This is a genomic window from Nocardioides sp. NPDC000445 (assembly GCF_040300245.1).
GTDB lineage: Bacteria > Actinomycetota > Actinomycetes > Propionibacteriales > Nocardioidaceae > Nocardioides.
In genome coordinates this window covers 42551-68391 of sequence record NZ_JBEPDH010000016.1, presented here as the reverse complement: position 1 = coordinate 68391, position 25841 = coordinate 42551, and the positions used below count along the sequence as shown (strand labels likewise).

General features: G+C 70.5%; 25 protein-coding genes. 18 read left to right on the top strand and 7 right to left on the bottom strand.

All coding sequences use genetic code 11. The annotated features are described in order from the left end of the window. Position 1: 1 nt before the first annotated feature. The gene (locus ABT304_RS20860) at positions 2 to 1222 is read right to left on the bottom strand and encodes an MFS transporter (protein WP_350718079.1); all 1221 of its coding nucleotides are present in this window, start codon (positions 1220 to 1222) and stop codon (positions 2 to 4) included. Positions 1223 to 1344: 122 nt separating this feature from the next. Further along, a complete protein-coding gene (locus ABT304_RS20855) occupies positions 1345 to 2268 on the bottom strand; it encodes a LysR family transcriptional regulator (protein WP_350718078.1) in 924 nt (307 codons plus the stop codon). A 118-nt stretch (positions 2269 to 2386) separates the two neighbouring features. On the opposite strand from ABT304_RS20855, the gene ABT304_RS20850 reads away from it, so the two are divergent. The 6 genes from ABT304_RS20850 to ABT304_RS20825 are packed head-to-tail and all read left to right on the top strand — an operon-like array spanning position 2387 to position 8415. Next, positions 2387 to 3514 (top strand): FAD-dependent monooxygenase, encoded by a 1128-nt coding sequence (locus tag ABT304_RS20850; RefSeq protein WP_350718076.1) that lies wholly within the window; start codon positions 2387 to 2389, stop codon positions 3512 to 3514. A gap of 28 nt (positions 3515 to 3542) precedes the next feature. Further along, the gene (locus ABT304_RS20845) at positions 3543 to 4520 is read left to right on the top strand and encodes a VOC family protein (RefSeq protein WP_350718074.1); all 978 of its coding nucleotides are present in this window, start codon (positions 3543 to 3545) and stop codon (positions 4518 to 4520) included. 9 nt (positions 4521 to 4529) lie between these two features. Further along, positions 4530 to 5519, top strand: a complete 990-nt coding sequence (locus ABT304_RS20840; protein ID WP_350718072.1) for a fumarylacetoacetate hydrolase family protein — start codon at positions 4530 to 4532, stop codon at positions 5517 to 5519. Further along, a complete protein-coding gene (locus ABT304_RS20835) occupies positions 5516 to 6232 on the top strand; it encodes an SDR family NAD(P)-dependent oxidoreductase (protein WP_350718070.1) in 717 nt (238 codons plus the stop codon). Before ABT304_RS20840 ends, ABT304_RS20835 begins: the two co-directional genes overlap by 4 nt. Before the next feature lie 27 nt (positions 6233 to 6259). Further along, complete coding sequence (locus ABT304_RS20830; protein ID WP_350718068.1) at positions 6260 to 7432, top strand: alpha/beta hydrolase family protein; 1173 nt, start codon at positions 6260 to 6262, stop codon at positions 7430 to 7432. After that, a complete protein-coding gene (locus ABT304_RS20825; protein WP_350718066.1) occupies positions 7429 to 8415 on the top strand; it encodes a cyclase family protein in 987 nt (328 codons plus the stop codon). The genes ABT304_RS20830 and ABT304_RS20825 overlap by 4 nt, the downstream gene beginning before the upstream one ends. A 104-nt stretch (positions 8416 to 8519) precedes the next feature. Here ABT304_RS20825 and ABT304_RS20820 read toward each other — a convergent pair whose 3' ends face one another. Further along, positions 8520 to 11000, bottom strand: a complete 2481-nt coding sequence (locus ABT304_RS20820) for a DNA gyrase/topoisomerase IV subunit A (protein WP_350718064.1) — start codon at positions 10998 to 11000, stop codon at positions 8520 to 8522. 60 nt (positions 11001 to 11060) lie between these two features. After that, complete coding sequence (locus ABT304_RS20815) at positions 11061 to 11384, bottom strand: winged helix-turn-helix transcriptional regulator (RefSeq protein ID WP_350718063.1); 324 nt, start codon at positions 11382 to 11384, stop codon at positions 11061 to 11063. A gap of 41 nt (positions 11385 to 11425) precedes the next feature. Here ABT304_RS20815 and ABT304_RS20810 point away from each other — a divergent pair, with 41 nt between their 5' ends. From ABT304_RS20810 to ABT304_RS20795, 4 genes are all read left to right on the top strand, one after another. Further along, positions 11426 to 12001 carry a carboxymuconolactone decarboxylase family protein gene (locus ABT304_RS20810; protein ID WP_350718062.1) on the top strand — a complete coding sequence of 192 codons (576 nt, stop codon included), beginning with the start codon at positions 11426 to 11428 and terminating at the stop codon, positions 11999 to 12001. Beyond that, on the top strand, positions 11998 to 12321 hold the full coding sequence (locus ABT304_RS20805; protein ID WP_350718060.1) for an antibiotic biosynthesis monooxygenase family protein: 324 nt from the start codon (positions 11998 to 12000) through the stop codon (positions 12319 to 12321). The genes ABT304_RS20810 and ABT304_RS20805 overlap by 4 nt, the downstream gene beginning before the upstream one ends. 84 nt (positions 12322 to 12405) lie before the next feature. Then, positions 12406 to 12633 (top strand): type II toxin-antitoxin system VapB family antitoxin, encoded by a 228-nt coding sequence (locus ABT304_RS20800; RefSeq protein WP_350718058.1) that lies wholly within the window; start codon positions 12406 to 12408, stop codon positions 12631 to 12633. A gap of 458 nt (positions 12634 to 13091) precedes the next feature. Beyond that, positions 13092 to 14264, top strand: a complete 1173-nt coding sequence (locus ABT304_RS20795; protein ID WP_350718057.1) for an HNH endonuclease signature motif containing protein — start codon at positions 13092 to 13094, stop codon at positions 14262 to 14264. Between the two features lie 32 nt (positions 14265 to 14296). Here the strand turns inward: ABT304_RS20795 and ABT304_RS20790 are convergent, their stop codons facing one another. After that, positions 14297 to 14611, bottom strand: coding sequence for an ArsR/SmtB family transcription factor (locus ABT304_RS20790; protein WP_350718055.1), 315 nt, complete (start codon positions 14609 to 14611; stop codon positions 14297 to 14299). A 71-nt stretch (positions 14612 to 14682) separates the two neighbouring features. On the opposite strand from ABT304_RS20790, the gene ABT304_RS20785 reads away from it, so the two are divergent. The 7 genes from ABT304_RS20785 (at position 14683) to ABT304_RS20755 (ending at position 22150) form a co-directional block, all read left to right on the top strand. Next, on the top strand, positions 14683 to 15585 hold the full coding sequence (locus ABT304_RS20785; protein ID WP_350718053.1) for a TIGR03620 family F420-dependent LLM class oxidoreductase: 903 nt from the start codon (positions 14683 to 14685) through the stop codon (positions 15583 to 15585). Between the two features lie 26 nt (positions 15586 to 15611). Continuing rightward, positions 15612 to 18314 carry a bifunctional acetate--CoA ligase family protein/GNAT family N-acetyltransferase gene (locus ABT304_RS20780; RefSeq protein WP_350718052.1) on the top strand — a complete coding sequence of 901 codons (2703 nt, stop codon included), beginning with the start codon at positions 15612 to 15614 and terminating at the stop codon, positions 18312 to 18314. A 34-nt stretch (positions 18315 to 18348) separates the two neighbouring features. Beyond that, positions 18349 to 18933 carry a DUF5998 family protein gene (locus ABT304_RS20775; RefSeq protein ID WP_160024207.1) on the top strand — a complete coding sequence of 195 codons (585 nt, stop codon included), beginning with the start codon at positions 18349 to 18351 and terminating at the stop codon, positions 18931 to 18933. 7 nt (positions 18934 to 18940) lie between these two features. Then, positions 18941 to 20065 (top strand): alkaline phosphatase family protein, encoded by a 1125-nt coding sequence (locus tag ABT304_RS20770; protein ID WP_350718050.1) that lies wholly within the window; start codon positions 18941 to 18943, stop codon positions 20063 to 20065. 151 nt (positions 20066 to 20216) lie between these two features. Next, complete coding sequence (locus tag ABT304_RS20765) at positions 20217 to 20843, top strand: pyridoxamine 5'-phosphate oxidase family protein (protein WP_350718048.1); 627 nt, start codon at positions 20217 to 20219, stop codon at positions 20841 to 20843. 16 nt (positions 20844 to 20859) lie between these two features. Beyond that, complete coding sequence (locus tag ABT304_RS20760; RefSeq protein WP_350718046.1) at positions 20860 to 21495, top strand: CGNR zinc finger domain-containing protein; 636 nt, start codon at positions 20860 to 20862, stop codon at positions 21493 to 21495. A gap of 10 nt (positions 21496 to 21505) precedes the next feature. Then, positions 21506 to 22150, top strand: a complete 645-nt coding sequence (locus ABT304_RS20755) for a thymidine kinase (RefSeq protein ID WP_141794014.1) — start codon at positions 21506 to 21508, stop codon at positions 22148 to 22150. Here ABT304_RS20755 and ABT304_RS20750 read toward each other — a convergent pair. After that, a complete protein-coding gene (locus ABT304_RS20750) occupies positions 22147 to 23829 on the bottom strand; it encodes an alkaline phosphatase D family protein (protein WP_350718044.1) in 1683 nt (560 codons plus the stop codon). The genes ABT304_RS20755 and ABT304_RS20750 overlap by 4 nt on opposite strands. Before the next feature lie 158 nt (positions 23830 to 23987). Further along, positions 23988 to 25085 carry a septation protein SepH gene (sepH, locus tag ABT304_RS20745; protein ID WP_350718042.1) on the bottom strand — a complete coding sequence of 366 codons (1098 nt, stop codon included), beginning with the start codon at positions 25083 to 25085 and terminating at the stop codon, positions 23988 to 23990. Positions 25086 to 25209: 124 nt separating this feature from the next. Between sepH and ABT304_RS20740 the strand changes: the two genes are divergently transcribed. Further along, complete coding sequence (locus tag ABT304_RS20740) at positions 25210 to 25839, top strand: trimeric intracellular cation channel family protein (protein WP_350718040.1); 630 nt, start codon at positions 25210 to 25212, stop codon at positions 25837 to 25839. Positions 25840 to 25841: the final 2 nt, after the last annotated feature.

The window sequence follows — 25841 nt, the reverse complement described above, 5'->3', positions numbered from 1 at the left end:
GTCAGGGAGCCCAGGTCGCCTCCTCGGCGATGCGGCGGCCGTTCTCCGCTGCGTTCGTGAGGACGCGGCGGGTGAGGAGGGCGAGGAGGAGAGCGACGGCGCCGACGAGGACCACGGCGGCGCCGAGGCCGCCGAGGGCACCGGTGAAGGCGACGACCAGGAGCGGGCAGACGAACTCGCCGAGGAAGAGGGCGGCGGTCCACAGGCCGGTGCCGCGACCGCGCTGCTCGAAGGTGAGGCCGGACTGGGCCCAGACGAGCAGGGTGGGCAGCATCAGGCCGGTGCCGGCCGAGGCGATGACCGCGCCGAGCACGATGACGGGCACCACCGAGGTGGCACCGAGCACGACCAGGCCGATCCCGGCCAGCCCGAAGGCGAGCGGCAGCAGCGCGGCGGTGCCGCGACCGGAGACCCGGCCGAAGGCGTACGCCCCACCGGCGGTGGCGAGGGAGGCCAGTGCGGTGAACGCACCGATCGCCGGGACGGCGGTGATGCCAGCCGCGTCGAGCAGGTAGGGGAGCTCCACGATCGGGGTGTAGAAGACGATGCCGCCGACGACCGTGATCGCGCAGGGCAGCGCGAGGGTGCGAACGGGCAGCGGCGGGAGCGGGGCACGCTTCCCGGTGGAGGTGGTCTCGCCGGCGGGCTGCCAGATGAGCGCCGCGGCGAGGACGAGGAAGAGCAGACTGGAGGCGTAGAGCCAGAACGGGGTGCGCCAGTCCTGAGCGCCCAGCGCGCCGCCGAGGGCGAAGAAGACGGTGGCCGACAGCGCCGCGAAGACGGTCTGCATGCCGAGCCAGCGGTCGCGCTCGGTGCCCGAGAAGTAGTCGGAGATCAGCGTGGTGCAGCAGGTCATGATCGCCGCCTCGGCGACCCCGACCCCCGCGCGGCTGAGGACGATCGCTCCCAGCCCGTCCAACCACAGCGGCGCGGTGCCGAAGACGGTGTAGACCGCCAAGCCGGTGAGCAGCAGCCGCTTGCGCCCGAACGTGTCCACGATGCGGCCCGCGAACGGCGCCAGCAACGCGATCATCAGCGCCGGGACGGTGAGGGAGAGCGGGACGAGCGCGGTCGCGGCACCGCTGTGGCCGAAGTGGTCCTGCATCCGGGGCAGGACGGGAGCGAGCAGCACGGCGCCGAGGACGGGCAGGCAGCTCATGAACATCAGCAGGAAGCCCTGCGTGCGGCCGGCTTGCCGGACGGGCGTGAGGGTGTCGGACATGGGGTCTCCATGGATCAGGCCGAGATCGTGTGACAGCAGTCACAGCATCGTGGGAGATCCGGGAGGTATTGCGGAAGCCAAACCTGCTTCTGCCGGGTATCAGCGTCGTCGATACCTGACGGTCAGTCCGCCTCCAGGCGCGCGGCGGCACGCGTCATCATCCGGCGCAGCCAGCCGTGTGCCGGGTCCGCGCGGTGGGCGGGGTGCCACCAGAACGCCTCCTTCAGCGGGACCACGTCCCACGGGCAGTCGAGGATGCGTACGCCGGCGGCGCCCGCCAGCCGGGTGGCGAGCTGGCGCTGCAGGAGGGCGACGCGTGGGGTCCCGGCGACCAGGAACGGCACCGGGAGGAAGCTCTCGGTCACCACATGGACGTCAGGCTCGACCCCGATCATGCTGAGCTGGCGTACGGCTGGGGTGAAGGCGGTCGGGGCGTGGTGGGTGACGACCCAGGGCATCTCGGCGAGCTCCTCCATCGTGATCGTCTCGCCGACGGCGTCGTTGTCGGCGGACACGACCAGCACCCAGCCGTCGGTGTGGAGCTCGACGGCGGGCTGGTCCTGCAGGAAGCCGTGGGGGAGGATTAACCCGTCCACGTGTCGCAGCGATTCCGGCGCCTGGTCGACGTCGTCGTGGGTCTGCATCTGGAACCGGAGGCGTACGCCGGGGGCCTCGCGGGCCAGCTCGGTGGCGAGATGGTCGCCGAGGACGGTGGTGGAGTAGTCGGAGGCGACCACGGTGAACTCGCGGGTCGAGGTCGCCGGGTCGAAGCCCGGCTCCGCCTCGAAGACGCGGCGTACGCCGGCCAGGGCCGTCGTGGTGGTCCCGCGCAGCTGGGTGGCCAGGGGAGTGAGGTCGTAGCGGTTGCCGGTGCGGACGAGGAGGTCGTCGCCGAAATGACGCCGAAGGCGCCGCAGCGCGGCCGAGACCGCGGGCTGGCTCAGCCCGAGCCGTGCGGCTGCGCGGGTGACGTTGCGCTCCTCGAGCAGTGCGTCCAGGGAGAGCAGCAGGTTGAGATCGAGGTTGCGGAGCGGATCGGTCGCCATGGCGTCCGACTATAAACGCCGTGTATAGGCGGGATAGGAAATCTGCTCTTCCCGAATAGTTGCGTGCGGTTCAGAGTGGTGCTCGTCACTTCACCATCTCGCACATCAGGGAGATCTCATGCCCGCCATCAGCTCGGTTCTCGTCATCGGTGCCGGAACCGCCGGGACGGCGACCGCCATCCTGCTCGCCGAGCGGGGCGTCTCCGTCGACCTCGTCGACGCCAAGCCGGACCTCTCCGCCCTCGGCTCCGGGATCACCCTGCAGGGCAACGCGCTGCGGGTGCTGCGCGACCTCGGCGTGTGGGAGCAGGTGCGCGCCGAGGGCTACGGGTACGACACCCTCGGGCTGCGCGCGCCGGACCCGGCCGGCACGCTGCTCGTCGAGCTCGAGGACCACCGCACCGGCGGTCCGGACCTGCCGGCGACGATGGGGATGTACCGGCCCGCCCTCGCCCGGATCCTCCTCGACCGCGCCGTCGCGGCCGGCGCCAAGGTGCGCTTCGGGATCGCACCGACCGGCATCGAGCAGGACGAGACGGGAGTCGACGTCACCTTCGCTGACGGGTCGCACGGGCGCTACGACCTCGTCGTCGGCGCCGACGGGGTGCGGTCGTGGACACGTCGGGCGATCGGCATCGACGTCGAGCCCGAGTCGGTGGGCATGGGCATCTGGCGAGCGTTCACGCGTCGACCGGCCGAGGTCACCCGCACCGACCTCTTCTACGGCGGACCGTCCTACATCGCGGGCTACTGCCCGACCTCGGAGGAGAGCCTCTACGCCTACGTCGTCGAGCCGGCCCAGGACCGGAGCGGGCTGTCGGCCGAGGAGGGGCTGGCGGTGATGCGCGAGCTGGCCGAGGCGTACCACGGGCCGTGGGACGAGATCCGCGCGTCTCTGACCGACGCCGAGCGGGTCAACCACACCCACTTCGAGAGCCACGTCGTCGACGGACCGTGGAACCGGGGCCGGGTCGTCGTCATCGGCGACGCCGCGCACAGCTGCCCGCCGACCCTCGCCCAGGGCGCCGCCCAGGCGCTCGAGGACGCCGCCGTGCTCGCCGAGCTGCTCACCGCTGCCGACGATCTGGCCGCCGTCTGGCCCGCGCTCACCGAGCGCCGGCTGCCCCGTGCGCGGGCGGTCGTCGAGGCCTCGCTCCAGCTCTGTACCTGGCTGAAGGCGCGCGAGCGCGGTGACGTACCCGGGCTGATGGCCCGCGTCGCCGCCCTCGTCACCCAGCCCGCCTGACCACCCCCCATCTCACGAGGAGAACACCGTGACCGACCCAGCGACCGATTCCATCATCGAGACCCCGCCCGCCGAGCGGCTGATCACCCATCTGCGTCACGTCGACCTGGCCGTGCCCGACTACGAGCGGCAGCTGGAGTTCTACACGAACACCTGGAAGCTCAAGGCCGAGACGACCGACGGTGGCCTGGCGTTCCTGGCCGCGGAGGGCTCCCCGGAGCACTACTCCGTCCGTCTGCGCCGCGCTGATGACAAGCGCCTGGACCTGATCGCGTTCGGTGCGGCCAGCCCGGCCGACGTGGACGCGATGGCCGAGCGGCTCGGCCGTGCCGGGGTGAAGCTCGTCAGCGAGCCGGGCCCGGTGCTGACGCCGGGCGGTGGCTACGGCTTCCGCTTCTTCGACAACGACGGACGTACGGTCGAGGTCTCCTGCGACGTCGCCGTGCGGCAGCACCGCCAGATCGAGGAGGGCGAGGCGGTCCCGGTCAAGCTCTCCCACGTCGTCATCAACTCGCCCAACCCCGAGCAGACCGTGGCGTTCTACCAGCGCCACCTCGGCTTCGCGCTCTCCGACACCCTGATGCACCCGCGGCTGGGTTCGATGATGTGGTTCCTGCGTACGAACCGGTTCCACCACAGCCTCGCGATCGCCCGCGGGCCGCACGTCGCGCTGCACCACGCCTCGTTCGAGATGCGCGGCCTGGACGAGTACATGCGCGGCACCGGGCGGCTGCTGCGGGCCGGCGTGGAGAAGATCTGGGGGCCGGGGCGGCACCTGGCCGGCAACAACACCTTCAGCTACTTCCTGGACCCGCACGGCAACACCGTCGAGTACACCACCGAGCTCGAGGAGCTCGTCGAGGACAACTGGCACCCGCATCTGTACGACTTCAGCGACCCGGAGGTCTCCGACCAGTGGGGCACCGCCAACCCGATGGACGAGCTGGTCGCCGGCAAGTCGTTCAACGACCCGGACAAGGGCGTCTTCGTCGCCCCGCCGGTCTGAGGAGGGCCGATGAAGCTCGCCACGTATCTCGACCAGGGCCTGCGGGTGCCGCGCGTCGGGCTGGTCACCGACGAGGGCCTGCATCCGTTCGCCGTCCGACACACGATGCGCTCGCTGATCGAGGCCGGACGCGATGTCCTCGACCGTGCCGCCGAGCACGCCCGGGCGGCGGAGCCCATCGACCTCGCCGAGGTCGAGCTGCTGGCGCCGCTGGAGCCGGCCTCGGTCCGCGACTTCGTCGCCTTCGAGGAGCACGTCGAGGGCGTACGCCGCTCGGTCGACGGCGCCGTCGGCGTCCCCGACGCCTGGTACGACGCCCCGGCCTTCTACTTCACCAACCCGCACGCGATCCTCGGCCCGAAGGCCGAGGTCCCGTTCCCCGCGGCCTGCGCGGCCCGCGACTTCGAGCTGGAGGTCGCTGCCGTCATCGGTGTCGAGGGCCGGTCCGTCCGGCCCGAGGAGGCCGGGGCGTACGTCTTCGGCTACACGATCCTCAACGACTGGTCGGCCCGTGACCTGCAGGGCCGCGAGATGCAGGTCGGTCTCGGGCCGGCCAAGGGCAAGGACTTCGCCACCACGCTCGGGCCGTGGATCGTGACGGCCGACGAGCTGGATCCCTACCGCGACGAGGACGGTTTCCTCGATCTGCTGTGCACGGTGTCGGTCAACGGCGTCGAGGTCGGCCGCGACCGGCTCTCGAACGTCGGCTGGACCTTCGAGACGATGATCGCGTACGCCTCCCGCGACTCCCGCGTCGTCGCCGGCGACGTCCTCGGTTCGGGCACCGTCGGCAACGGCGGGTGCCTGGCCGAGCTGTGGGGCCGTCATGGCTCGCAGGAGCCGAAGCCGCTCCAGCCCGGTGACGTGGTCACCCTCGAGGTCGAGGGGATCGGCACCCTCACCAACACCGTCGGCGTCGCGCCGCCCGCCCCCGAGCTGCCGCCGGTGCGCCGCCGCGGCGGTGACGAGCGCGCGGCTGTTCGACAGGGTTCCCGATGAGCTCGCTGGCCGGGCGTACGGTCGTCGTCACCGGGGCCGCCTCGGGGATCGGGGCAGCGGTCGCGGCCGCCGTGGCGACTCAGGGCGGCACGGTGGTGGGCCTGGACCGCGAGCCCGGTCCCGGCGTGCGGACCTTCGACGTCCGCGACGACGACGCCTGGACCGGGCTGAGGGACCAGCTCGCCGGGCCTGTACACGGGTTGGTGAGCTGCGCCGGGGTGACCCGACGTGCCCGGGTCGGAGCGGCCAGCGTCGCCGACATGCGAGACGCCCACGACGTCAACGTGATCGGGCCGCTGCTCGGGATCCAGGCGCTGGCGCCGCTGATGCCGGCCGGCGGGTCGATCGTCACGATCGGATCGCTTGCCGCGATGCAGGGGCACTACCCGGTGGCCTACACGACCAGCAAGTGGGCCGTCCGTGGACTCACGCACGCCGCGGCGCTCGAGCTGGGCGAGCGCAGGATCCGCGTCAACGCGGTGCACCCCGGCTTCATCGAGACCGCCATGACCGCCTCCGCCTCGCCCGCCTTCCGGGACGCCTCCGTAGCCGCGACCCCGCTCGGCCGGGTCGGCACGCCTGACGAGGTGGCGTCGGTGGTGGTCTTCCTGCTCGGTGACGGCGCGGCGTACGTCACCGGTGCCGAGATCCCGGTCGACGGCGGGGTCGCCTCGCACGCCGGCGCCAAGGCCGTCTCCGACGCCCTGCGCTGAGAATCATCCATCAGAAGAGGACAAGAGATGTTCGAGTACTTTCCCGGCAACTACGTGTGGAACCTGGGTGTGGTCGCCACGCTCAACTCCGGCGGCCTGATCGACGAGGTCGACCGTGCCTGCCGGCCGCTCAAGGAGCTGGCCGCGCAGGGCTCCGACGTGGGCACGGCCGAGTTCATGGCCGCCTGGCGCGGTGTCGCCGACCAGCTCGAGGAGCAGGCGGGCGAGGCAGAGAAGGCCGGCCACCGGCGTACGGCCGGGCAGAAGCTCTTCCGCGCCTCCGTCTACGTCTCCCAGGCCGAGCGGATGCAGAGCGCGAAGGACCCGAGCCGCAACGCCGAGTACCAGCGCAGTGTCGACCTGCTGGTCCGCTCCTTCGAACTGCTCGACCAGCCGACGGTGAAGGTCGCCATTCCGTACGTCGAGAACGGCCGTGAGACCAGCCTGCCCGCCTACTTCCACCCGGCTCACGGGGACGGGACGCCGGCCCCGGTCATGATCGTGTGGAACGGCCTCGACTCGACCAAGGAGATGATGGTCGGCGCCGGCGTCCACACCGAGCTCGCGGCTCGTGGCATCTCGACGCTGATGGTCGACTGCGGCGGCGCCGGCGAGGCGCTGCGTCTCGACGGTCTCACCGCGCGCGTCGACACCGAGGCCTGGGCCGCGGCCTGCGTCGACTGGCTCGAGACCCGCCCGGACGTGCGCGCGGACCGGATCGGGCTCGTGGGCTGGTCGCTGGGCGGCTACTACGCGCCTCGCGCCGCGGCGTACGAGAAGCGGCTGGCGCTGTGCGTGGCCTGGGGCGCCAACCACGACTGGGGTGCGGTGCAGAAGCGGCGGCTGCAGCGTGAGGGCGAGAACCCGGTGCCGCACTACTGGGACCACGTGCTGTGGGTGTGGGGGCAGCCCGACGTCGACACGTTCATCGACTTCGCGGAGTCGATCAAGCTCGACGGTGTCGTCGAGGAGATCACGGTGCCGTTCCTGATCGCCCACGGGGAGAACGACCGCCAGATCCCGCTCTCCTACGCGCATCGCTCCTACGACCAGGCGGTCAACAGCCCCAAGCGCGAGCTGCGGATCTTCACGCCGGAGGAGGGCGCCACCGAGCACATCGGCCTGGACCACTTCCCGCACGTCATCGGGTTCATCGCCGACTGGGTCGCCGACACCTTCGCCGAGCTGGACGCGTCATGACGGCCCTGGACCGCACCGATCCCGAGGGCGAGATCGCGAAGACGGTCGCCCGGGTCTCCAACTGGGGACGCTGGGGCGAGGACGACGTCCGTGGGACGATGAACTTCCTCACGGATCAGAAGAGGGTCGAGGCCGCGGGCCTGGTGCGGACCGGTCGCTCCTACTCGCTCTCGCTGCCCTTCGACATGGACGGGCCGCAGAACGGCTGGCGGCGGCGTACGAACCCTGTGCACACCATGCTCGACACCGGTACCGACGCGGTGGCGGGCATCCAGGGTTTCCCGCACGGGATCGGCGGCGCCGACGACGTGATCGCGATGCCGCTGCAGTGCTCGACCCAGTGGGACGGGCTCGGGCACATCTTCGACCACGGGCGGGCCTGGAACGGCCGCCCGGCGGAGTCGGTGGTCACCTCGCTGGGCGACGGTGTCACCGGGATCGAGACGGTCGCCGACGTCGTCTGCGGCCGTGGGGTGCTGCTCGACGTCGGCCGCGCGGTCGGGACCGACGGAGAGCTTCCCGACGGCTTCGCCATCACCGAGGAGCACCTGGAGCGCACCATCGCCGCCCAAGGTGCCAGCGCGGCGGTGGGTCGCGGGGACATCGTCGTCGTACGCACCGGTCAGCTCTCCCGCGCCCGCCGGGGCGTCGCCGCAGGTGAGGGTTGGGGCGGCTATGCCGGGGGAGCGGCCCCCGGCCTCTCCTTCACCACCGCCGACTGGCTGCACCGCACCGAGATCGCCGCGATCGCCACCGACACCTGGGGCTTCGAGGTGCGGCCCAACGAGTTCGACGACGCCTTCCAGCCGCTGCATCAGGTCGCGATCCCACACCTGGGCCTCTTCCTGGGCGAGATGTGGGACCTGGACGGACTCGCCTCAGCGTGCGCGGAGGACGGTCGCTACGACTTCTTGCTCACCGCGGCACCGCTGCGGGTCACCGGAGCCGTCGGCGCACCGGTGAACCCCATCGCGCTGCGCTGAGGGGGTGGATGCTCACCGAGGTACCTCGGTGAGCATCCGCTTCCCTCGTGGAACTCCGTGAGGGAAGCGAGCGCTGACCGAGTTACCTCGGTCAGCAGCCACACCTACCCGGCCGCAACCGGGAACGTGTGAGCCACCGGACCCGCGACGGCGTCGATCGGCTGCTCCAGCGGGAGCCCGGAGCCGTCGCGGCGCGGGTCGACCTCGGGCAGGTCGATGGGCGCCCCGGAGGCCGCAGCGGCCATCGCGGGAGCGGCGCCGACCCAGGCGAAGACGATCGAGTCCTCGCCCTTGAGGTAGCGGTGCGCACGTACGCCGCCGGTGGCCCGGCCCTTGGCCGGGTACTCGCTGAACGGCGTGGTCTTCACCGAGCCGGTCTCGGTCCCGGGCAGAGCGCTCGACGACCCGGCGACGGTCACGACCGCGGCACCTTCGGGGGCGTCGGGGGAGACGACGCCGAAGAAGACGACCTTGGACCCGTGGGCCATCCGGACGCCGGCCATGCCGCCGGCGCTGCGGCCCTGGGGGCGGACAACATCCGCCGGGAAGTGCAGGAGCTGAGCGTCGGAGGTGACGAAGACCAACGACTCGGTGCCGGTGCGCAGCTGGGCGGCGCCGACCACCTCGTCGCCGTCGGCGAGCTTGATGACCTCCCACTCGTCCTTGTTGAGCAGCACCTCGGGGTTGACCCGCTTGACGACACCGAGCTTGGTGCCGAGCGCGATGCCGGGACCGTCTGTGGCCAGCGTCGTGAGCGCCAGAGCGCGCTCGTCGGACTCCAGCGAGAGCAGCGCGGACAGCGGCAATCCGCCGGAGAGGTTCGGGTCGCCGTGGGTCGGCGGCAGCGCCGGCAGGTCGAGCACCCCGAGACGTACGAGACGGCCGCGGGAGGTGAGCACGCCGATCTGGCCGCGCGCGGTCGCCGGGACCACCGAGACGATCACGTCGTGGTTGGCACGACCCGAGCCGGTCGAGAAGGGCTCGGCGTCCGAGGAGCGGGCCAGGAGACCGGTCGAGGAGAGCAGCGCGAAGCACGGGTCGTCGGCGACCTCGAGGCTCATCGCCTCGAGCGCGGGGGTGCCGGCGGAGGCGAGCAGCACGGTGCGCCGCGGGGTGCCGAACGTCTTGGCCACCTCGCCCAGCTCGTCGGAGACGACCTTCCGCAGCATCTCGTCGTCGCCGAGGATCGAGTCGAGGTACTCGATCGTCGAGCGCAGGTCGTCGCGCTCCTTCTCCAGCTCGATCTTGGAGAACTTCGTCAGCCGGCGCAGCGCCATGTCGAGGATGTACTCCGCCTGCGGCTGGCTCAGGTCGAAGACCGACATCAGCCGCTCCTTGGCCTCGCCGGCGTTGTCGGAGGAGCGGATCAGCTGGATGACCTCGTCGATGTCGAGGATCGCGATCAGCAGGCCGTCGACCAGGTGGAGCCGGTCGGCGGCCCGGTCGCGGCGGAACTGGCTGCGGCGGCGGACGACGTCGTAGCGGTGTCCCAGGAAGACCTCGAGCAGCTCCTTGAGGCCGAGCGTGCGCGGCTGCCCGTCGACGAGCGCGACGTTGTTGATCCCGAAGGAGTCCTCCAGGGGCGTCATCTTGTAGAGCTGCTCGAGGACCGCCTCGGGCACGAACCCGTTCTTGACCTCGATCACCAGCCGGGTGCCGTGCTCGCGGTCGGTGAGGTCCTTGAGGTCGGCGATGCCCTGGATCTTCTTGGACTGCACCAGGACCTTGACGCGCTCGATGATCTTCTCGGTGCCGATGTTGAACGGCAGCTCGGTGATCACGATGCCCTTGCGGCGCCCGAAAGGCTCGATCCGCGTGGTGGCGCGGATCTTGAAGGAGCCGCGGCCGGTCTCGTACGCATCCCGGATCCCGTCCAGGCCGACGATGGTGCCGCCGGTGGGGAGGTCGGGGCCGGGGATGAACTTCATCAGCGTGTCGAGCTCGGCGCCGGGGTGCTTGATCAGGTGGCGCGCGGCAGCGATGACCTCGACCAGGTTGTGCGGAGCCATGTTGGTGGCCATGCCGACCGCGATGCCGGTGGCGCCGTTGACCAGCAGGTTGGGGATCGCGGCGGGGAGCACGCTCGGCTCCATCTCCCGCGAGTCGTAGTTGGGCCGGAAGTCGACCGTGTCTTCCTTGATGTCATCGGTCATCGCCTGCGCCGCCGGGCCCATCCGGGCCTCGGTGTAACGCATCGCGGCAGCCGGGTCGTCACCGCCGGGGGAGCCGAAGTTGCCGTGCCCGTCGATCATCGGCAACCGCATCGCCCACGGCTGCGCCATCCGGACCAGGGCGTCGTAGATCGCGCCGTCGCCGTGCGGGTGCAGCTTGCCCATCACCTCACCGACGATGCGGGCACACTTCACGTGGCCGCGGTCCGGACGTACGCCCATGTCGTTCATCGTGTAGAGGATCCGGCGCTGCACGGGCTTGAGACCGTCGCGGGCGTCGGGCAGTGCCCGGGAGTAGATGACGGAGTAGGAGTACTCCAGGAATGAGGACCGCATCTCGTCCCCGATGTCGGTGTCGAGGATGTGCTCCTCGAAGTCGTCGGGGACGTCCTGTTTGGTCTTGCCGCGTGCCATAAGGGGCATTGTCTCGAATCCCTGTGCGAGTCCGCCACCGGGCTCGCCGTAAGAGCGCGGTCAGTGGTCTGCCGACCACTCCTTCGCCCAGGCGTCGAGCGGTGTCATCAGGTCGAGCAGGCTCCTGCCGTGGTCGGTGAGGTCGTAGCCGCCGTCGTGGGTGACCAGACCGGCCTCGGCCAGCTCCTGGAGGCGGGCGGTCAGCACGCTGGAGGAGATGTCGCCGGCGGCGTGCTGCAGCTCGCGGAAGGTCATCGCCCGGCCGTCGCTGAGCTCCCACAGCACTCGGAGCGCCCAGCGGCGTCCGAGCAGGTCGAGGAGCACCATGATCGGCCGACCCGTCCGGGAACCGCGGACCGGCCGGCCCGGCATCGGTGTCGTCATAATTGCTTTCCTTTCCGAAGCACTGAGGCTAGCATCCGAGTATGCCTCTGAAATCGAAGCAACCCCGGGTCGCTCCCGTCAGTCCGCCCTACGACGAGGAGACCCAGGCCGCCCTGGACCTTCTCGGTCCGCCGATCCAGCTCTTCCGGGTGATGGCGAGGCGGCCCGGTCTGGCCCAGGGGGTGGCCGGCTGGGGCCGCCACTACTTCTCCGGGCGCTCGGCGCTGACCCTGCGCCAGCGCGAGCTGGCCATCCACCGCACCACGGCGCTCTGCGGCGCCGACTACGAGTGGGGCGTCCATGTCGCCCATTTCGCCGAGAAGGCCGAGCTCGATCCCGCGCAGCTCGCCTCGCTTGCCCACGGGACCCCCGAAGACCCCTGCTGGGTGGCGGCCGACCGAGCGGTGCTGCGGGCGGTGGACGAGCTGCATGCGGACGCTGACATCAGCGACACGACCTGGTCCGCGCTGGTCGACGCGGCCGGCGAGGACGCCGCGGTCGAGCTCACCCTGCTGGCCGGCTGGTACCACGCGATCTCGTTCGCCGTACGCGCCCTCCGGCTGCCTCTCGAGCCCGGCACCGAGCCGCTGGACGCCATCGCAGGAGGTATCCGGTGAGCATCGCGCAGACACCCGAGCCGCCGTACACGGCCGTCATCTTCACCTCGCTGCGCACGCCGACCGGCGAGGGCTACGCCGAGACCGCCGCTCGGATGGAGGAGCTCGCCGCCCAGCAGCCGGGATACCTGGGCATCGAGTCGGCCCGGGACGGCCTCGGCATCACCGTCTCGTACTGGACCGACGAGCAGGCCGCCCGGTCATGGAAGACGCTCGCCGAGCACCGTCGTGCGCAACAGACCGGTCGCAGCCTCTGGTACGAGGACTACCAGGTGCGCGTCGCCACCGTGACCCGCGCCTACGGTATGAGTGGCCGCTAGCCGGACCCTCCTCTCGTCGCCCATCGGGCGCGTACTCTGGATGGACCAGGACATCAACCGCTGATGCACATGGAGGTGCTGACGATGGCTGTCACCCAGATCGAGCTCGACGACGAACTGCTCGCGGAGATCCAGCGGATCTCCGGCGCGACCACGCCCCAGGAGGCGGTGGAGTTCGCCGTGCGCGAACTCGTCATCCGCAATCATGAGGGCGACGCTCCCAAGCACGCCCAGAAGCTGGCGCGGAACTGGGACTATGACGGCTGGCGGGTGCTCAACGAGCGCGACCGCGCCAACGCCGTACGTCACTGATCAGCGGCCGCCGGGCCGACCGGGTTGCTTGTTCGGCTCGTGTGGTCTCGCTGCCGCGGTGTTTGGCCGCCGACCTTTCGGGCGGGTCCGATCGAGAAAATCTGGCTGGCTGTCGGGTCGGCGGCCAGCCCTGTCGGGCTTCGGATTGGGTTGGGAGCCGGCACTCACGGCGCCTGCACATCGGTCGCGAAACCGGTGGCGCAACGCGCCAAACTGGGCCGTCTAAGATGGCGTGAATACGCCACCTGACCTGCGGAAATACCGTCCACAACAGGGCCTGGACTTGGTAAAATACGAGGTATGGAAGCACTCCTCGACCCCGACGACACCACCAGCGATCTGCTGGCTGTGGTGCGTACGTCGCGGGCGGTCGCGGAGCAGGCTGACCGGGATGTGTTGATCGCTGCGGCACGGTCGCGGCGCTGCATTCGGTCCGGGACCGTGAGGAGTCGGCGCGGTTGGACGGGGACAGGTTCGGGGACCGGATGCTGCCCCTGGCCGGACCCGGGGCACCGCTGGTCTCCGAGGCTGCCGCGGTCGAGTTCGCCGCTGTTCTGGGGCGCTCGACCCAGGCAGGGAAGAGGTTCCTCGGGGACGCGGTCGAGCTGCGCTACCGCCTCAAGCATGTGTGGGCGCGGATCCTCGACGGGTCCCTGCTGGCCTGGCGGGCTCGTCGGATCGCCGACCTCACCCGGAACGTGGATGCCGATGCCGCTGCGTGGGTCGACCAGCAGATCGGACCGTATGCGCACCAGGTCGGGGTCCGGCAGCTGGAGCGGATGATCACCCAGGCCGCCGCCCTATTCGAACCCGATGTGGCTGCTGCGGTGGCCGAGTCGGATGCGGTCGAGCACCGGTCGGTCACCATCACCACCACCGACCTGCCCTTCACCCCGACCGGTGCCGAGCAAGGCCAGGCCGTGCTCGCGCTCGGCTACCTCGACGGGGTCCTCGACGCCGCCGACGCCCTGGATCTGGAGCAGGCGGTCGCGGCGATCGCGCACGGTCTCCTCGACCAGGACGACTACGCCGACGCGAGTCTCGATGTGCGGCGTGCAGCAGCGCTCGGGGTGCTCGGGCGGGCGTACAACTCCGGTTCCCTCGACGGTGTCCCCGGCGTGGCCCGGGTGGTCGAGCTCGTCGTCCACACCGACACCCGCGACCTGGCCGGCACCGGGCTGGTGCGTCTTGAGAACACCCGGGGCCTGGTCGCCCTTGAACGGCTCGAGCAGTGGGCCACCACCCCGGGCACCGTGATCAAACCGGTCGTCGTGGTCGACCTGGCCGAAGACATCGAAGCCACCGGCTACACCCCGACCGCCCGGCAACGCCGCCAGGCCGAGCTGATCCACGCCAAGTGCTCGTTCCCGTACTGCGAGGCACGTGCCGAGCATTGCGACCTCGACCACCGCGTGGCGTACGCAGACGGCGGCCCGACCAGCAGCCGGAATCTGACTCCGTTGTGTCGGCGCCATCACCGGATGAAGACCCACCACGGCTGGCGCTACCACCGGACCCGGACAGGCGCCTACCGATGGCGCGGCCCCCACGGCTACAAGTACCTCGTCAGTCCCGCCGGCACCATCGATGTCAGCAATGACCTCGTCCCGCCGCTCGTACGAGCTGCCTGACCAGTCGGTCGGGACGGTCGGACGCGTCGAGATCAGGTGGCCGACGTGTTGTCGAGCACCAGATCGAGCAGCCCGGGGAACCGACTGTCGAACTCGTCGCGCATCAGCCTGTTCATCCGCCGGTTGCCCTCGTCGCGCTGCTCGAGGAGACCGGCCTCGACGAGTGACTTGAAGTGATGGGTCAGTGTCGACTTCCCCACCGGGAGGTCGAACTGACCGCACGCGATCGTCCACGGCTCGGCTGCGGCCAGCTGCCGGAGGATCGAGCGGCGTACGGGGTCGCCGACCGCGTCGAGGGCGCCCTGGAGCGCCGCGTCGGTTGCAGTGGTGCGGAAGTCGGTTGACATGTTCGATCTCCGTCGTACAAGGTTGGCATGTTCGATCATCGTCGAACATAACCTATCGGAGGGGTTCTGGCATGCCCGACCAGCAGAAGGTGGACGAGCTCAAGAGGCGGCTGACGCCGTACGGGGTGTGGACCGGTGCGCAGCAGTGGACCGACCTCGGCCGGGCGCGCGAGGTCGCGGCCGAGGTGGAGAGCCTGGGCTACGGCGCGATCTGGGTCGGAGTCTCTTCGCTGCCGTTCGAGGTGCACGAAGCGCTGCTCGCGGGCACCACCGACCTGCTCGTGGTCACCGGCATCGTGAGCATCTGGGACAACCCCGCCGCGGAGGTGGCGGAACGTCATCGAGAGCTCAACGCGACGTACGGCGACCGGTTCGTGCTCGGTCTCGGCAACAGTCATGCGCAGCGGGTCGGCGAGCAGACGTACGTCAAGCCGTACAGCCGCACCGTGGCCTACCTCGACGAGCTCGACGCTGCGGGCACGGTCCCCGAGGAGGGCCGGCTCCTGGCCGCTCTTCGCCCGCGCATGCTCGATCTCGCAGGCAACCGCACCGCCGGCGCGCACCCGTACCTGATGCCGCCGGAACACACCGCGCACGCACGGACCGCTCTCGGCGCCGGCCCCTTGCTGGCTGCCGAGCAGAAAGTGGTCCTCGAAACCGATCCGGCACGCGCTCGGGCGATCGCCCGGCAGCGCCTGTCGATGTACCTCGGCCTGCCCAACTACACCGGCGCCCTGCAGGACTACGGCCTCGAGCCTGAAGACTTCGAGGGCGAGGGCAGCGACCGCTGGGTTGACCTCGGCGCCGCCTGGGGCGACGAGGACGCGGTGCGGGGGCGCCTGCAGGCGCATCACGACGCCGGCGCGGACCACGTGCTGGTCCAGGTGCTCACCGAGGACAGCTCCTCCGGCCTGCCGCTTGCCGAGTGGCGCACGCTTGCGAGCACTCTTCAGCTTCGCGCCCGCTGTAGTTGACTGGGGTGTACCGCTAGATTTCTCTCGTGACCGCGCAGCAGACCCCGCCGTACCCCTCCCACTGGGAGGCGGACGTGCTGCTGCGCGACGGGCGGACGGCCCACATCAGGCCGATCCGGTCGGCGGACAAGGACCTGCTGGTCGACTTCTACGACCACCGGGTCAGCGACGAGTCGAAGTACTACCGCTTCTTCTCGCCGATGCCGCACCTGTCCGCCCGCGATGTCGCGCGCTTCACCGAGGTCGACCACAAGGACCGCGTCGCCTTCATCCTCACGCTCAGAGGCCGGATGATCGCGGTCGGGCGCTACGACGTGGTCAAGCCCGGGGAGGCCGAGGTCGCGTTCCTCGTCGAGGACGACTACCAGGGCCGGGGGATCGCGCAGATCCTGCTCGAGCACCTCGCCCAGGCCGGGCGTGAGCGCGGGGTCACCAAGTTCACCGCCGACGTGCTCCCCGACAACGCGCGGATGATCCAGACCTTCCGCGACGCCGGCTACAAGGTCGCCAGCGTCTACGAGGACGGGGTCATCTCGCTGCAGTTCGGGATCGACGTCACCGACACCGCGGTCGGCCGCCTGGCCCTGCGCGAGCACGAGGCCGAGTCCGCCTCGATCCACCGCTTCTTCAACCCGCGCTCGGTCGCGGTCATCGGCGCCAGCCGGAGGCAGGAGACCGTCGGCCAGGCGCTGGTCCGCAACCTGGTGATCGGTGACTTCACCGGCCGGGTCTACATGGTCAACCCCAGCTCCACCGCGGTCAGCGGCATGCCGGCGTACAAGAGCGTCCAGGACATCCCCGACGACGTCGACGTGGCGATCGTCGCGGTGCCCGCCGACGCCGTCCAGGACGTCGTGCTCGACTGCGCCGCCAAGGGCGTGCACGGGCTCGTGGTCATCTCCAGCGGCTTCGCCGAGACCGGCGAGGAGGGCCGCCAGCGGCAGCGGCGGCTGGTCAACCTGTCCCGCTCCTACGGGCTGCGGCTGATCGGGCCCAACGCGCTCGGCGTCATCAACACCGACCCGCAGGTCAAGATCAACGCCAGCCTCGCCCCGACGATGCCGCCGCGCGGCCGCGCGGGCTTCTTCTGCCAGTCGGGTGCGCTCGGCTCCGCGATCCTGGAGAAGGTCAACAACCGAGGCCTGGGCCTGTCGACCTTCGTCAGCGCCGGAAACCGCGCTGACGTCTCCGGCAACGACCTCCTGCAGTACTGGGAGGAGGACGTCTCGACCGAGGTCGTGATGATGTACCTGGAGTCGATCGGTAACCCGCGGAAGTTCTCCCGCATCGCCCGCCGCGTCTCGCTGCGCAAGCCGATCGTCGCGGTCCGCTCGGGTCGGACCACCCAGGGTGTGCCGATGGGTCATGCGGTCCGCAAGATCAGCGCCCCGCCGGCCGCCGTCGACGCGATGTTCCGCCAGGCCGGGATCATCCAGGTCGACACCCTCGACGAGATGTTCGACGTCGCCCAGCTCCTCGCCCACCAGCCGCTCCCGCGCGGCCGGCGGGTCGCCATCGTCGGCAACTCCGACGCCCTGGGCCTGCTGGCCGCCGACGCCGCCGTCTCGGCGGGTCTACAGGTCAACAAGCAGGTCCCGCTGCCCACCGAGCCGAGCGCCGAGGACTTCGAGGACGCGCTCGACGCGGCCATCGACGACCCCGAGGTCGACGCGGTGATCTCGGTCTACATCCCGCCGCTCAACGTCTCCGGCGAGGAGATCGCCAACGTCCTCGCGGCAGTGGGGGAGCAGTCCGACAAGCCGCTGGTCACCAGCTTCCTGGGTGCCGAGGGTGTCCCCGAGCTGCTCCGTGTCCCCGACGTCGCCGGCTCGACCGCCGGTCGCGGCTCGGTGCCGTCCTACTCCTCGGTGGAGTCGGCCGTACGCGCCCTGGCCAAGGTCGTCGAGTACGCCGTGTGGCTGCGCTCCGCCGACGGCGAGACCCCGTGGCTCAGCACCGACGAGTGCGACCCGCGCACCGCGCGCAAGATCGTCACCGACGTGCTCGCCGCGCGCCCCGCCGGGGGCGACCTGAGCCGCGAGGACCTCGGCATGGTGCTGGCCGCCTACGGCATCAAGCTGTGGAACACCCACAGCGTCAGCACCCTCGAGGAGGCGATCGCCGCTGGCGAGGACCTCGGCTGGGGTGTCGTCCTCAAGGCGACCGTCGAGAGCGTCCGGGAGCGGCCCGACCAGGCCCACGTCGTACGCAACATCGACGACGTCGACGAGATGACCGAGGCCTGGGACCTGATCACCAGCCGGATCCCGCCCGAGACCGGCGGGTTCACCGTGCAGCGCACCGCGCCTCCGGGCGTCCCGGTCGCGATCCGATCGATGGAGGACCCGCTGTTCGGCCCCGTGGTCTCCTTCGGCATCGCCGGCCCGATCACCGAGCTGGTGGCCGACAAGGCCTACCGGATCCCGCCGCTGTCCGAGCGCGATGCCGCCTCGATGGTGCGCGAGATCAAGGCCGCGCCGATGCTCTTCGGCTACCGCGGCGGCGACATGGTCGACGTCGACGAGATCGAGCGGCTCGTCCTCAGGGTCGCCCAGCTGCAGAACGACCTGCCCCAGATCTCCTCCCTCGACCTCTCTCTGGTCCTCGTCGGTCTTGAGGGATCCGCCGTCCTCACCGCCGGCGCCAGGGTCGACCTGGTCGCCGATCCACGCTCCGACTGGTTCGTACGCAGGCTCAATCCCGCGGTGGGCGACACCCTTCCTGGCTAGGCGGGCTGTGGCGGCGCGTGGAAGGATGGGCGTCATGAGCACCCGCACCGATGATCTCGACCGCGCCGACGACCTGCGCGCCGAGATCGACCGCACCGGCTACTACCCCGAGGTGGTGGCCGACTGCGTCGCCTCCGCAGTGGCGGGGGAGAAGGTGTCCTCCTTCTTCCTCCACCACGAGCCGACGTTCGACCGTGACGAGGTGCGCCGCCACCTCTCCGTGCTGGTGCTGACCCCGACGCGGCTGATCCTGGCCCACACCGACGAGCACGCCGGTGACGACCTGCTGCCCGAGCCCTACACCTCGACGTCGACCGAGGCCGTACGCATCGACTCGGTGAACTCCGTGGTGGTGACCCGGATGATCACCAACCCGACCAAGGGATCGAGCAAGCCGGCCGAGGTGGTCATGACCATCGGCTGGGGCGGCGTCAACCGCGTCGACCTCGAGCCCGCGGGCTGCTCCGACCCCAACTGCGACGCCGACCACGGCTACACCGGCGTGCTCACCCCAGACGACTTCTCGCTGCGCGTCTCGGCCGCCGCCGACGGTCACGACTCGGTCGACCGCCTGCTCTCCTTCGCGGAATCGCTCTCGGCTCGCACCCACAGCCGGTGAGGGGCCGGTGACCGGGTTTCTCGCCCCCGCCTACGGGGAGCGCTCACTGGGTGATGTCCTGCCGGCGGTCGCCGCTGCCATGGACGTCCCGTTGGGCACCTCCGAGGCGAGATCCGGTCTCGAGCTGCCGTCGGCCGCTGCGTACGTCGTCTTCCTCGTCGACGGGATGGGCACCAACCTGCTGCGCCGCTACGCTCACGCGGCGCCGTTCCTGGCCTCGTTGAGCGAGAACCAGAAGGACGGTACGGCCGGGGTCCCGTCGACGACGGCGACCAGCCTGACCTCGTTCGGGACGGGACTGACGCCCGGCGGACACGGGCTGGTCGGCTACACCTCCCGGATCCCCGGCACCGAGCACCTGCTCAACGCGCTGCAGTGGCGTAAGGACATCGACCCGGTCGAGTGGCAGCCCAACCAGACCGTCTTCCAGCGGCTGAGCGAGGCCGGCGTGCCGGTCACCGTGATCAACAAGCGCGTCTTCGGCGGCTCGGGACTGACCATCGCCGCCCACCGCGGCGCGGAGTTCGTCGGAGCCGACCGGGTCGGCGAGCGGATCGCCTCGGCGGTCGCGCTCTCGCGGGTGCCTGGGTCGCTGACCTACCTCTACGACGGCGACCTGGACTGGACCGGCCACAAGTACGGCGTCGCCTCCTCGCCCTGGCTGCAACAGCTCTCGATGATCGACGCCGAGGCCGAGCAGCTGCGTGACGCCCTGGACCCGTCCGTACGCCTCCTGGTGCTCGCCGACCACGGCATGGTCGACTCGCCCGCCACCTCCCGCACCGACATCGACGACTTCCCCGAGCTGCGCCACGGGGTCGCCCTGGTCGGCGGCGAGGCGCGTTTCCGGCATCTCTACTGCTCGCGCGGCGCCGTCGACGACGTGGTCGCAACCTGGTCGGAGACGCTGGGCGAAAAGGCCGACGTGATGACTCGGGAGACCGCGATCCGGCGCGGCTGGTTCGGGCCGGTCACCCCGGCGGTGCTGCCGCGGCTCGGCGACGTCATCGTCGCCTCCCACGGCGAGCACGCGGTGGTCTCGACGAGCCTGTTCCAGTACGAGACGACGCTGGTCGGGTTGCACGGCTCACTGACGCCCGACGAGATGCTCATCCCACTGCTGGTCTCCTAGCCCCGTTCCGGGCGCCCCGGCGCGAAAACCTCCGCCGGACGGGAATGCCCGTCGCTGCTAATGGTTACACCATGTGTATCCATTAGCAGCGACTCGCTGTTTCCGGCCGGAAGGGGTTTGTCATGGGTGAGCACAGAGTCGAGGGCCAGCGATGACCGGGCACTACGGGCAGGTCGCGTTCACGCCTCTGGTGGCAGAGCACCAGTCGATCCACGGGAGTGCCGCGGCGTACGCACGCATGGCTGGGACCGACAGCGTGCCGGACCGGATCGGGAGGGGCGAGGCCGCCTTCATCTCGTCGCGGGACAGCTTCTTCCTGGCCACCGTCAGCGAGACCGGCTGGCCCTACGTGCAACACCGCGGAGGGCCGCCCGGGTTCCTGAAGGTGATCGACGAGACCACGCTGGGGTTCGCCGACTTTCGGGGCAATCGGCAGTACATCACCCGCGGCAACCTCGACCACGACGAGCGGGTCTCCCTGTTCCTGATCGACTACCAGCTGCAGGCCAGGATGAAGATCTTCGGCCGCGCGCGGGTCGTCGAGCTCGAGGACGACCCCGAGCTGGTCGACTCGCTGGCTCCGGTCGGGAGCTCGGCGCGGGTCGAGCGCGGGATCCTGATCGACGTCGAGGCGTACGACTGGAACTGCAAGCAGCACATCCCGCAGCTGGTGCCCCTGGCGGCCGCCAGGCACACCGTCGCGGAGCTGACCGAACGGATCAGCCAGCTCGAGGCCCAGCTGGCCGTCGCCCGTGGCCACATAACGACTGAGGCCTAGACTGACCATTAGATCGATGACGGAAGAGGTGGCCGTGGAGCTGCAGGTGCCCGTGCTGTATCCGACCCAACCCCGGGCCGTACGCCTCATGAACACGATCTGGGCCGAGCGGACCACCGTCCGTGACTCGCTGGAGAGCGTGGCGCATCTCCGCGCCTGGGCAGAGGTGGCGGGTCTCGGGTGCCATCAGGACCTGGACGAGCACGACCACGGCCGGGCTCGGGCGCTGCGGGACGCCCTGCGCCGGCTGGCCGCGGAAGTGACCGGCGACAGCCGGCCGCACAGCGTCCCGGAGGGGCTCAGCGCCGAAGCGGCGCTCGCGGTGCTCAACGAGTTCGTGTCCCACTGCGCACCCACCCTGCGCCACGGCCGGCAGGGCGGCTACGCGCGCGAGTGGCGCACCGACGGCTCGGGCCTGCAGCGGGAGCTGAACCTGGTCGCGCTGGAAGGATCTGAGGTGCTGACCCGGCAGGCGCCCCACGAGCTGCGGGCGTGCGGTGGCCCCGGCTGCGTCCTCTACTTCGTGCGCGACCACCCACGGCGCGAGTGGTGCTCCGAGGGCTGTGGCAACCGGGCACGAGTCGCGCGCCACTATCAACGGAACAAGTCCAGCCATGAGGGTCCTGCCACGAGCCGGGGCGCGGACCACTAGGCTTCCGTGAGTGGCTGAGCTGACCTTCTGGACCGGGACGATGGACGCGGGGAAGTCGACCCTCGCGCTGCAGACCAACCACAATCACGCCGCTCGCGGCCGGGTGGGACTGATCTTCACCGCCCACGACCGCTCCGGGGAGGCGGTGGTAACCTCGCGGCTGGGGCTGACCCACGACGCGATCGAGGTCACCGACGACTTCGACTTCTGGCGCCACGCCGTCGACTCGCTGACCCACGGCGCCCGGATCGACTACATGATCTGTGACGAGGCGCAGTTCTACACGCCCGAGCAGATCGAGGCGCTCGCCAAGATCACCGATGAGCTGCAGATCGACGTCTTCTGCTTCGGCATCCTCACCGACTTCCGCACCCGGCTCTTCCCGGGCGCCGCTCGCCTGGTCGAGCTCGCCGACCGTACGGAGGTGCTGCAGGTCGAGGCGCTGTGCTGGTGCGGCAAGCGGGCCACCCACAACGCCCGCGTCGAGGACGGCGTCATGGTCACCGAGGGCGACCAGGTCGTCGTCGGCGACACCGACGAGGCCCCCAGCGCGGTCTCCTACGAGGTCCTCTGCCGCCAGCATCACCGCCGGCGGCTGACCGCGGCCCGGGCCCAGTCGGTCTCCCTGGTGCCCGAGCCGCTGCCGTTCGGCTAGCGGTTGAGCGTCGGCATGGGCACGTCGGCGTACCTCGTCCCGACGGGGGTGTTCTGGGTGTCGAGCTGGACGCCGGGGCGGCCGTTCTCGACGACGTAGGTCGCGCGGGTGGAGATCGGGGCGCCCGGGCGCTGGACGTACGGCACGACCCGGAAGTCGCTGGAGAGCTCCTCGGGCGTGACCGTGACGCGTACGTAGCCGCGCTGGCTGTTGAAGAACTTCAGGTGGTCGTTGGCCCGCAGCAGGGACTCGCCGCCGGTGGTCATGTCTGCGCCGTCGCCGCCGCTGGCGATGGAGGTGCCGACGAACTCGCTGCCGACGACCGCCGACTCGGGGTCGTCGTAGTCGGCCAGCAGGTTGCTGGCGTAGTTGTGGTGGCGGTCGCCGGTGATGACGACGAGGTTCTCGATGCCGCTGGTGCGAGCGCCCTCGAGGAGCCGGTTGCGGTTCGCGATGTAGCCGTCCCAGGGATCCATGTAGAGCGTCTTGGCGGAAGTCTCGTCGAGGTCGGTCTCGGCCATCGGCGCCTGGTTGGCGAGCACCTGCCAGCGGGCGGTCGACTGCCGCCAGCTGCGCTGGAGCCATGCCTCCTGCTCGAAGCCCATCATCGAGCGCGACGGGTCGTAGATGTCCGGGGTCAGCTCCGGGCTGGCGGGGTCGCTGCCGTCGGCGTACGCCTGGTCGTCGCGGTACTGCCGGGTGTCGAGCACGTTGAAGTCGACCAGGTCGCCGTAGCGCAGGCTCCGATAGATCTGCATGTCCGGACCGTCCGGCAGCGAGCTGGCACGGAACGGCAGGTGCTCGTAGTAGGCCTGGAAGGCAGCCGTACGCCGCGGCATCCACAGCTCGCCCTGGGACTGGCTCCGCTCCTCGGGCGTCTCGTCGGCCCAGTTGTTCTCGACCTCGTGGTCGTCGGGCGCGACCACGAACGCGTGGGACTGGTGGGCGGCCATCAGGTCCGGGTCGGACTTGTAGAGGCCGTACTGCACGCGGTAGCGCGCCAGGTCGAGCGTCTCCCCGCCCACGGCGGGGGAGACCGGGGTGTTGCGCCAGTTGTTCTCGGGAGTGACGCCGGACTCGTACAGGTAGTCGCCCAGGTGGAAGACGACGTCGACGTCCTCGTCGGCCAGGTGCCCGTAGGCGGTGTAGAAGCCGTGGCTGTAGAGCGCACAGGATGCGAAGGCGAAGCTCATCTGCGAGAGCGAGGAGCCGTACGCCGGGGCGGTCCGGGTGTGCCCCGTCTGGCTGACCTCGCCGGCGGCCAGGAAGCGGTACCAGTAGTCACGGCCCGGACGCAGGCCCCAGACCTCGGGGTGGACCGAGTGACCGAAGTTCGGGGTGGCGGTGACGGTGCCGGACTTCACGACCTTGCGGAAGCGCGGGTCCTCGGCGACCTGCCAGCGGACCTTGACCGGCTCCTGCGGCATGCCACCGAGGCCATCGGCGGCGAGCGGTTCCGGGGCGAGGCGGGTCCAGAGGACGACGGAGTTGGGGAGCGGGTCGCCGGAGGCGACGCCCATGGTGAACGGGTAGCCGGAGAGCGACGTGGCGCCCTTGACGGACACCGCGTCGGCGGGGATCGAGCCGGTGCCGAGCAGCATGGCTGCGGATGCGGCGAAGCCGGTCGTGGCGGTGCTGGAGAGGAGGGAGCGTCGGCTCAGCGAGTCGGGCAGGAGCATCGGGGGGCCTCCGAGAAGGGTGGAAGTGCTTGCCTCCACTCACTTCATCGGGGGCGCGTGAACTGCGCCCGACCCGCTGCCGACTCTGTCGGGTCGGGTCGCCGACGTAACACGGACCGGCCGATGGCCGGTCCGTGAACGGGTTCACACCAGTCGGTTCACTCCGACTTGCCGCCGCCGAACATGATCTCGTCCCAGCTCGGGACCGAGGCGCGCTTGCGGCGCGCGGACGACTTCTTGGCGGGCTTCTGCTGAGCCTCGTCCGGCTGCTCGGACTCGGCAGGAGCCTCGGCGGCCGCGGGCTCGACGACCGCCGGCTCGAGCTCGGGCTCGGCCGGGACCGGCGCCTGCTTGCCGGTCGGGGACTCGTCGCCCAAGAACGCCTCGAGCGGGGTGTCGACATCCACGTGAGCCGTCTTGGCGGCCTTGGCCTCCTTGACCGGCTGGGGAGCCGGGGGAGGAGTGACCGGAGCCGGCGCCTGGACGGGCGCGGGCGGAGCCTGCGCGGCCGGGACCTGGGCAGGAGGGGTCGAGCTCTGGGCGCGGCGACGGCGCGCGGCGAGCATGTCGTCGGTGATCGGCTCGGGCTCGGGAGCTGCGGCCTCGAGCTTCTCGCCGGTCAGCCAGCGGGCGTCGTCGTTGTCGAGCTCGACGAAGTTGCCCGGGGCGTCGTAGGTCAGCTCGGCGATGCCGGAGCGCTCGGGGGTCTCGTACTCACCGGTGAGCTTCCAGCGTCCGTCGGGGCGCCGGTAGGAGTCCCAGTTGACCGACTCGGGGTCGACGTACATCGTCTGGAAGTGGGCGCTGACCGCCTCGCCCAGGGTGCGGGCGGTGCTGGCGGCCTCACCGGGCCGACGGCGCACGGAAGCCTGCTGGGCGCGCTGTGCCATGTGCTCGCGCTCGGCGAGGACGGGGCCGGCGAAGGCCAAGATCTTCTCGACCGTGGTGCCGGCGACAGCGGCGACCTCCTCGGCACTCTCGCCCGAACGAATACGGGTCTGAATGTCACGGGGCCGCAGGCTGCTGCTCGGGGTCTTGTTCACGGTTTGCTCCGATCGGCGGGTCGACACAGCCTCGAGTGCTGCACGGAGACGGTCGTCGATGTCGGCGGTGTATTCACGGTCCTCGTCATCGACGAGAAGCATGCGTAAACCATCGTCACTGACCGAGATGAGCCGCAGAAGGACGGGTCCAGCCTCATCCGGAGCCTGCTCTTCGAGCTGGCCCGGAGTCAGGGGCAATCCTTCGGCTGACATCCTCTTCTCAATTCTAGATACGGTTGTGACGACCCTACGCCACGGACCTTCATCGTATGGGGTGCCCATGCCGCGTGGCCGTGGCATTTGGGGTTTTTGGGGCGAGCGAGGCGACCATTTGGCGGTGGAACAGTCGCTGACCCTCCTCGTGCTCGACCTGGTCGGGTGCTTCGTCTTCGCGCTCTCCGGCGGCCTGATGGCGGTCCGCAAGGAGCTCGACATCTTCGGCGTGATCGTCCTCGCCTGCGTCACCGGCCTCGGTGGCGGCTTCCTGCGTGACATGGCCATCGGCGCGACCCCGGTCGCCGCGCTCTCCGACTGGCGCTACCTCGTGGTGCCGATGACGGCCGGTCTGCTGACCTTCTACTTCCACCCCGCGCTGGGCCGGCTCGGGCCGATGATCAACGTCTTCGACGCCCTCGGCCTGGGGCTGTTCGTCATCGCCGGGGCGGTCAAGGGACTCGACTACGGGCTCTCTCCGATGGCGGCCGCGATCATGGGGCTGGCCACCGGCGTGGGCGGCGGGGTGATTCGCGACGTGCTCGCCGGCCAGGTGCCGATCATCCTGCGCCGTAGCGTCTTCTACGCCATCCCCGCCTTCGCCGGCGCCGCGGTCGTGGCGTTCGGCCTGTTCCTCGCGCTGCCGCAGTCGCTGGTCATGGCCGTCGCCTTCGTCGTCTGCGCCGGCTGGCGCCTGCTGGCGATGTGGCGCCACTGGGAGGCGCCGCTGCCGCGAGGCTCCGCGTCGGTCTGAAC

Excerpts from the sequence above, each read along its gene's own strand:
- ABT304_RS20850 (WP_350718076.1), top strand. The coding sequence starts at position 2,387 with ATGCCCGCCATCAGCTCGGTTCTCGTCATCGGTGCCGGAACCGCCGGG.
- ABT304_RS20750 (WP_350718044.1), bottom strand. The coding sequence starts at position 23,829 with ATGCTCCTGCCCGACTCGCTGAGCCGACGCTCCCTCCTCTCCAGCACC.
- ABT304_RS20790 (WP_350718055.1), bottom strand. The coding sequence starts at position 14,611 with ATGTCAACCGACTTCCGCACCACTGCAACCGACGCGGCGCTCCAGGGC.
- sepH (WP_350718042.1), bottom strand. The coding sequence starts at position 25,085 with ATGTCAGCCGAAGGATTGCCCCTGACTCCGGGCCAGCTCGAAGAGCAG.
- ABT304_RS20855 (WP_350718078.1), bottom strand. The coding sequence starts at position 2,268 with ATGGCGACCGATCCGCTCCGCAACCTCGATCTCAACCTGCTGCTCTCC.
- ABT304_RS20765 (WP_350718048.1), top strand. The coding sequence starts at position 20,217 with ATGACCGGGCACTACGGGCAGGTCGCGTTCACGCCTCTGGTGGCAGAG.
- ABT304_RS20775 (WP_160024207.1), top strand. The coding sequence starts at position 18,349 with ATGAGCACCCGCACCGATGATCTCGACCGCGCCGACGACCTGCGCGCC.
- ABT304_RS20825 (WP_350718066.1), top strand. The coding sequence starts at position 7,429 with ATGACGGCCCTGGACCGCACCGATCCCGAGGGCGAGATCGCGAAGACG.
- ABT304_RS20785 (WP_350718053.1), top strand. The coding sequence starts at position 14,683 with ATGCCCGACCAGCAGAAGGTGGACGAGCTCAAGAGGCGGCTGACGCCG.
- ABT304_RS20860 (WP_350718079.1), bottom strand. The coding sequence starts at position 1,222 with ATGTCCGACACCCTCACGCCCGTCCGGCAAGCCGGCCGCACGCAGGGC.
- ABT304_RS20840 (WP_350718072.1), top strand. The coding sequence starts at position 4,530 with ATGAAGCTCGCCACGTATCTCGACCAGGGCCTGCGGGTGCCGCGCGTC.
- ABT304_RS20830 (WP_350718068.1), top strand. The coding sequence starts at position 6,260 with ATGTTCGAGTACTTTCCCGGCAACTACGTGTGGAACCTGGGTGTGGTC.
- ABT304_RS20820 (WP_350718064.1), bottom strand. The coding sequence starts at position 11,000 with ATGGCACGCGGCAAGACCAAACAGGACGTCCCCGACGACTTCGAGGAG.
- ABT304_RS20760 (WP_350718046.1), top strand. The coding sequence starts at position 20,860 with ATGACGGAAGAGGTGGCCGTGGAGCTGCAGGTGCCCGTGCTGTATCCG.
- ABT304_RS20800 (WP_350718058.1), top strand. The coding sequence starts at position 12,406 with ATGGCTGTCACCCAGATCGAGCTCGACGACGAACTGCTCGCGGAGATC.
- ABT304_RS20815 (WP_350718063.1), bottom strand. The coding sequence starts at position 11,384 with ATGACGACACCGATGCCGGGCCGGCCGGTCCGCGGTTCCCGGACGGGT.
- ABT304_RS20810 (WP_350718062.1), top strand. The coding sequence starts at position 11,426 with ATGCCTCTGAAATCGAAGCAACCCCGGGTCGCTCCCGTCAGTCCGCCC.
- ABT304_RS20835 (WP_350718070.1), top strand. The coding sequence starts at position 5,516 with ATGAGCTCGCTGGCCGGGCGTACGGTCGTCGTCACCGGGGCCGCCTCG.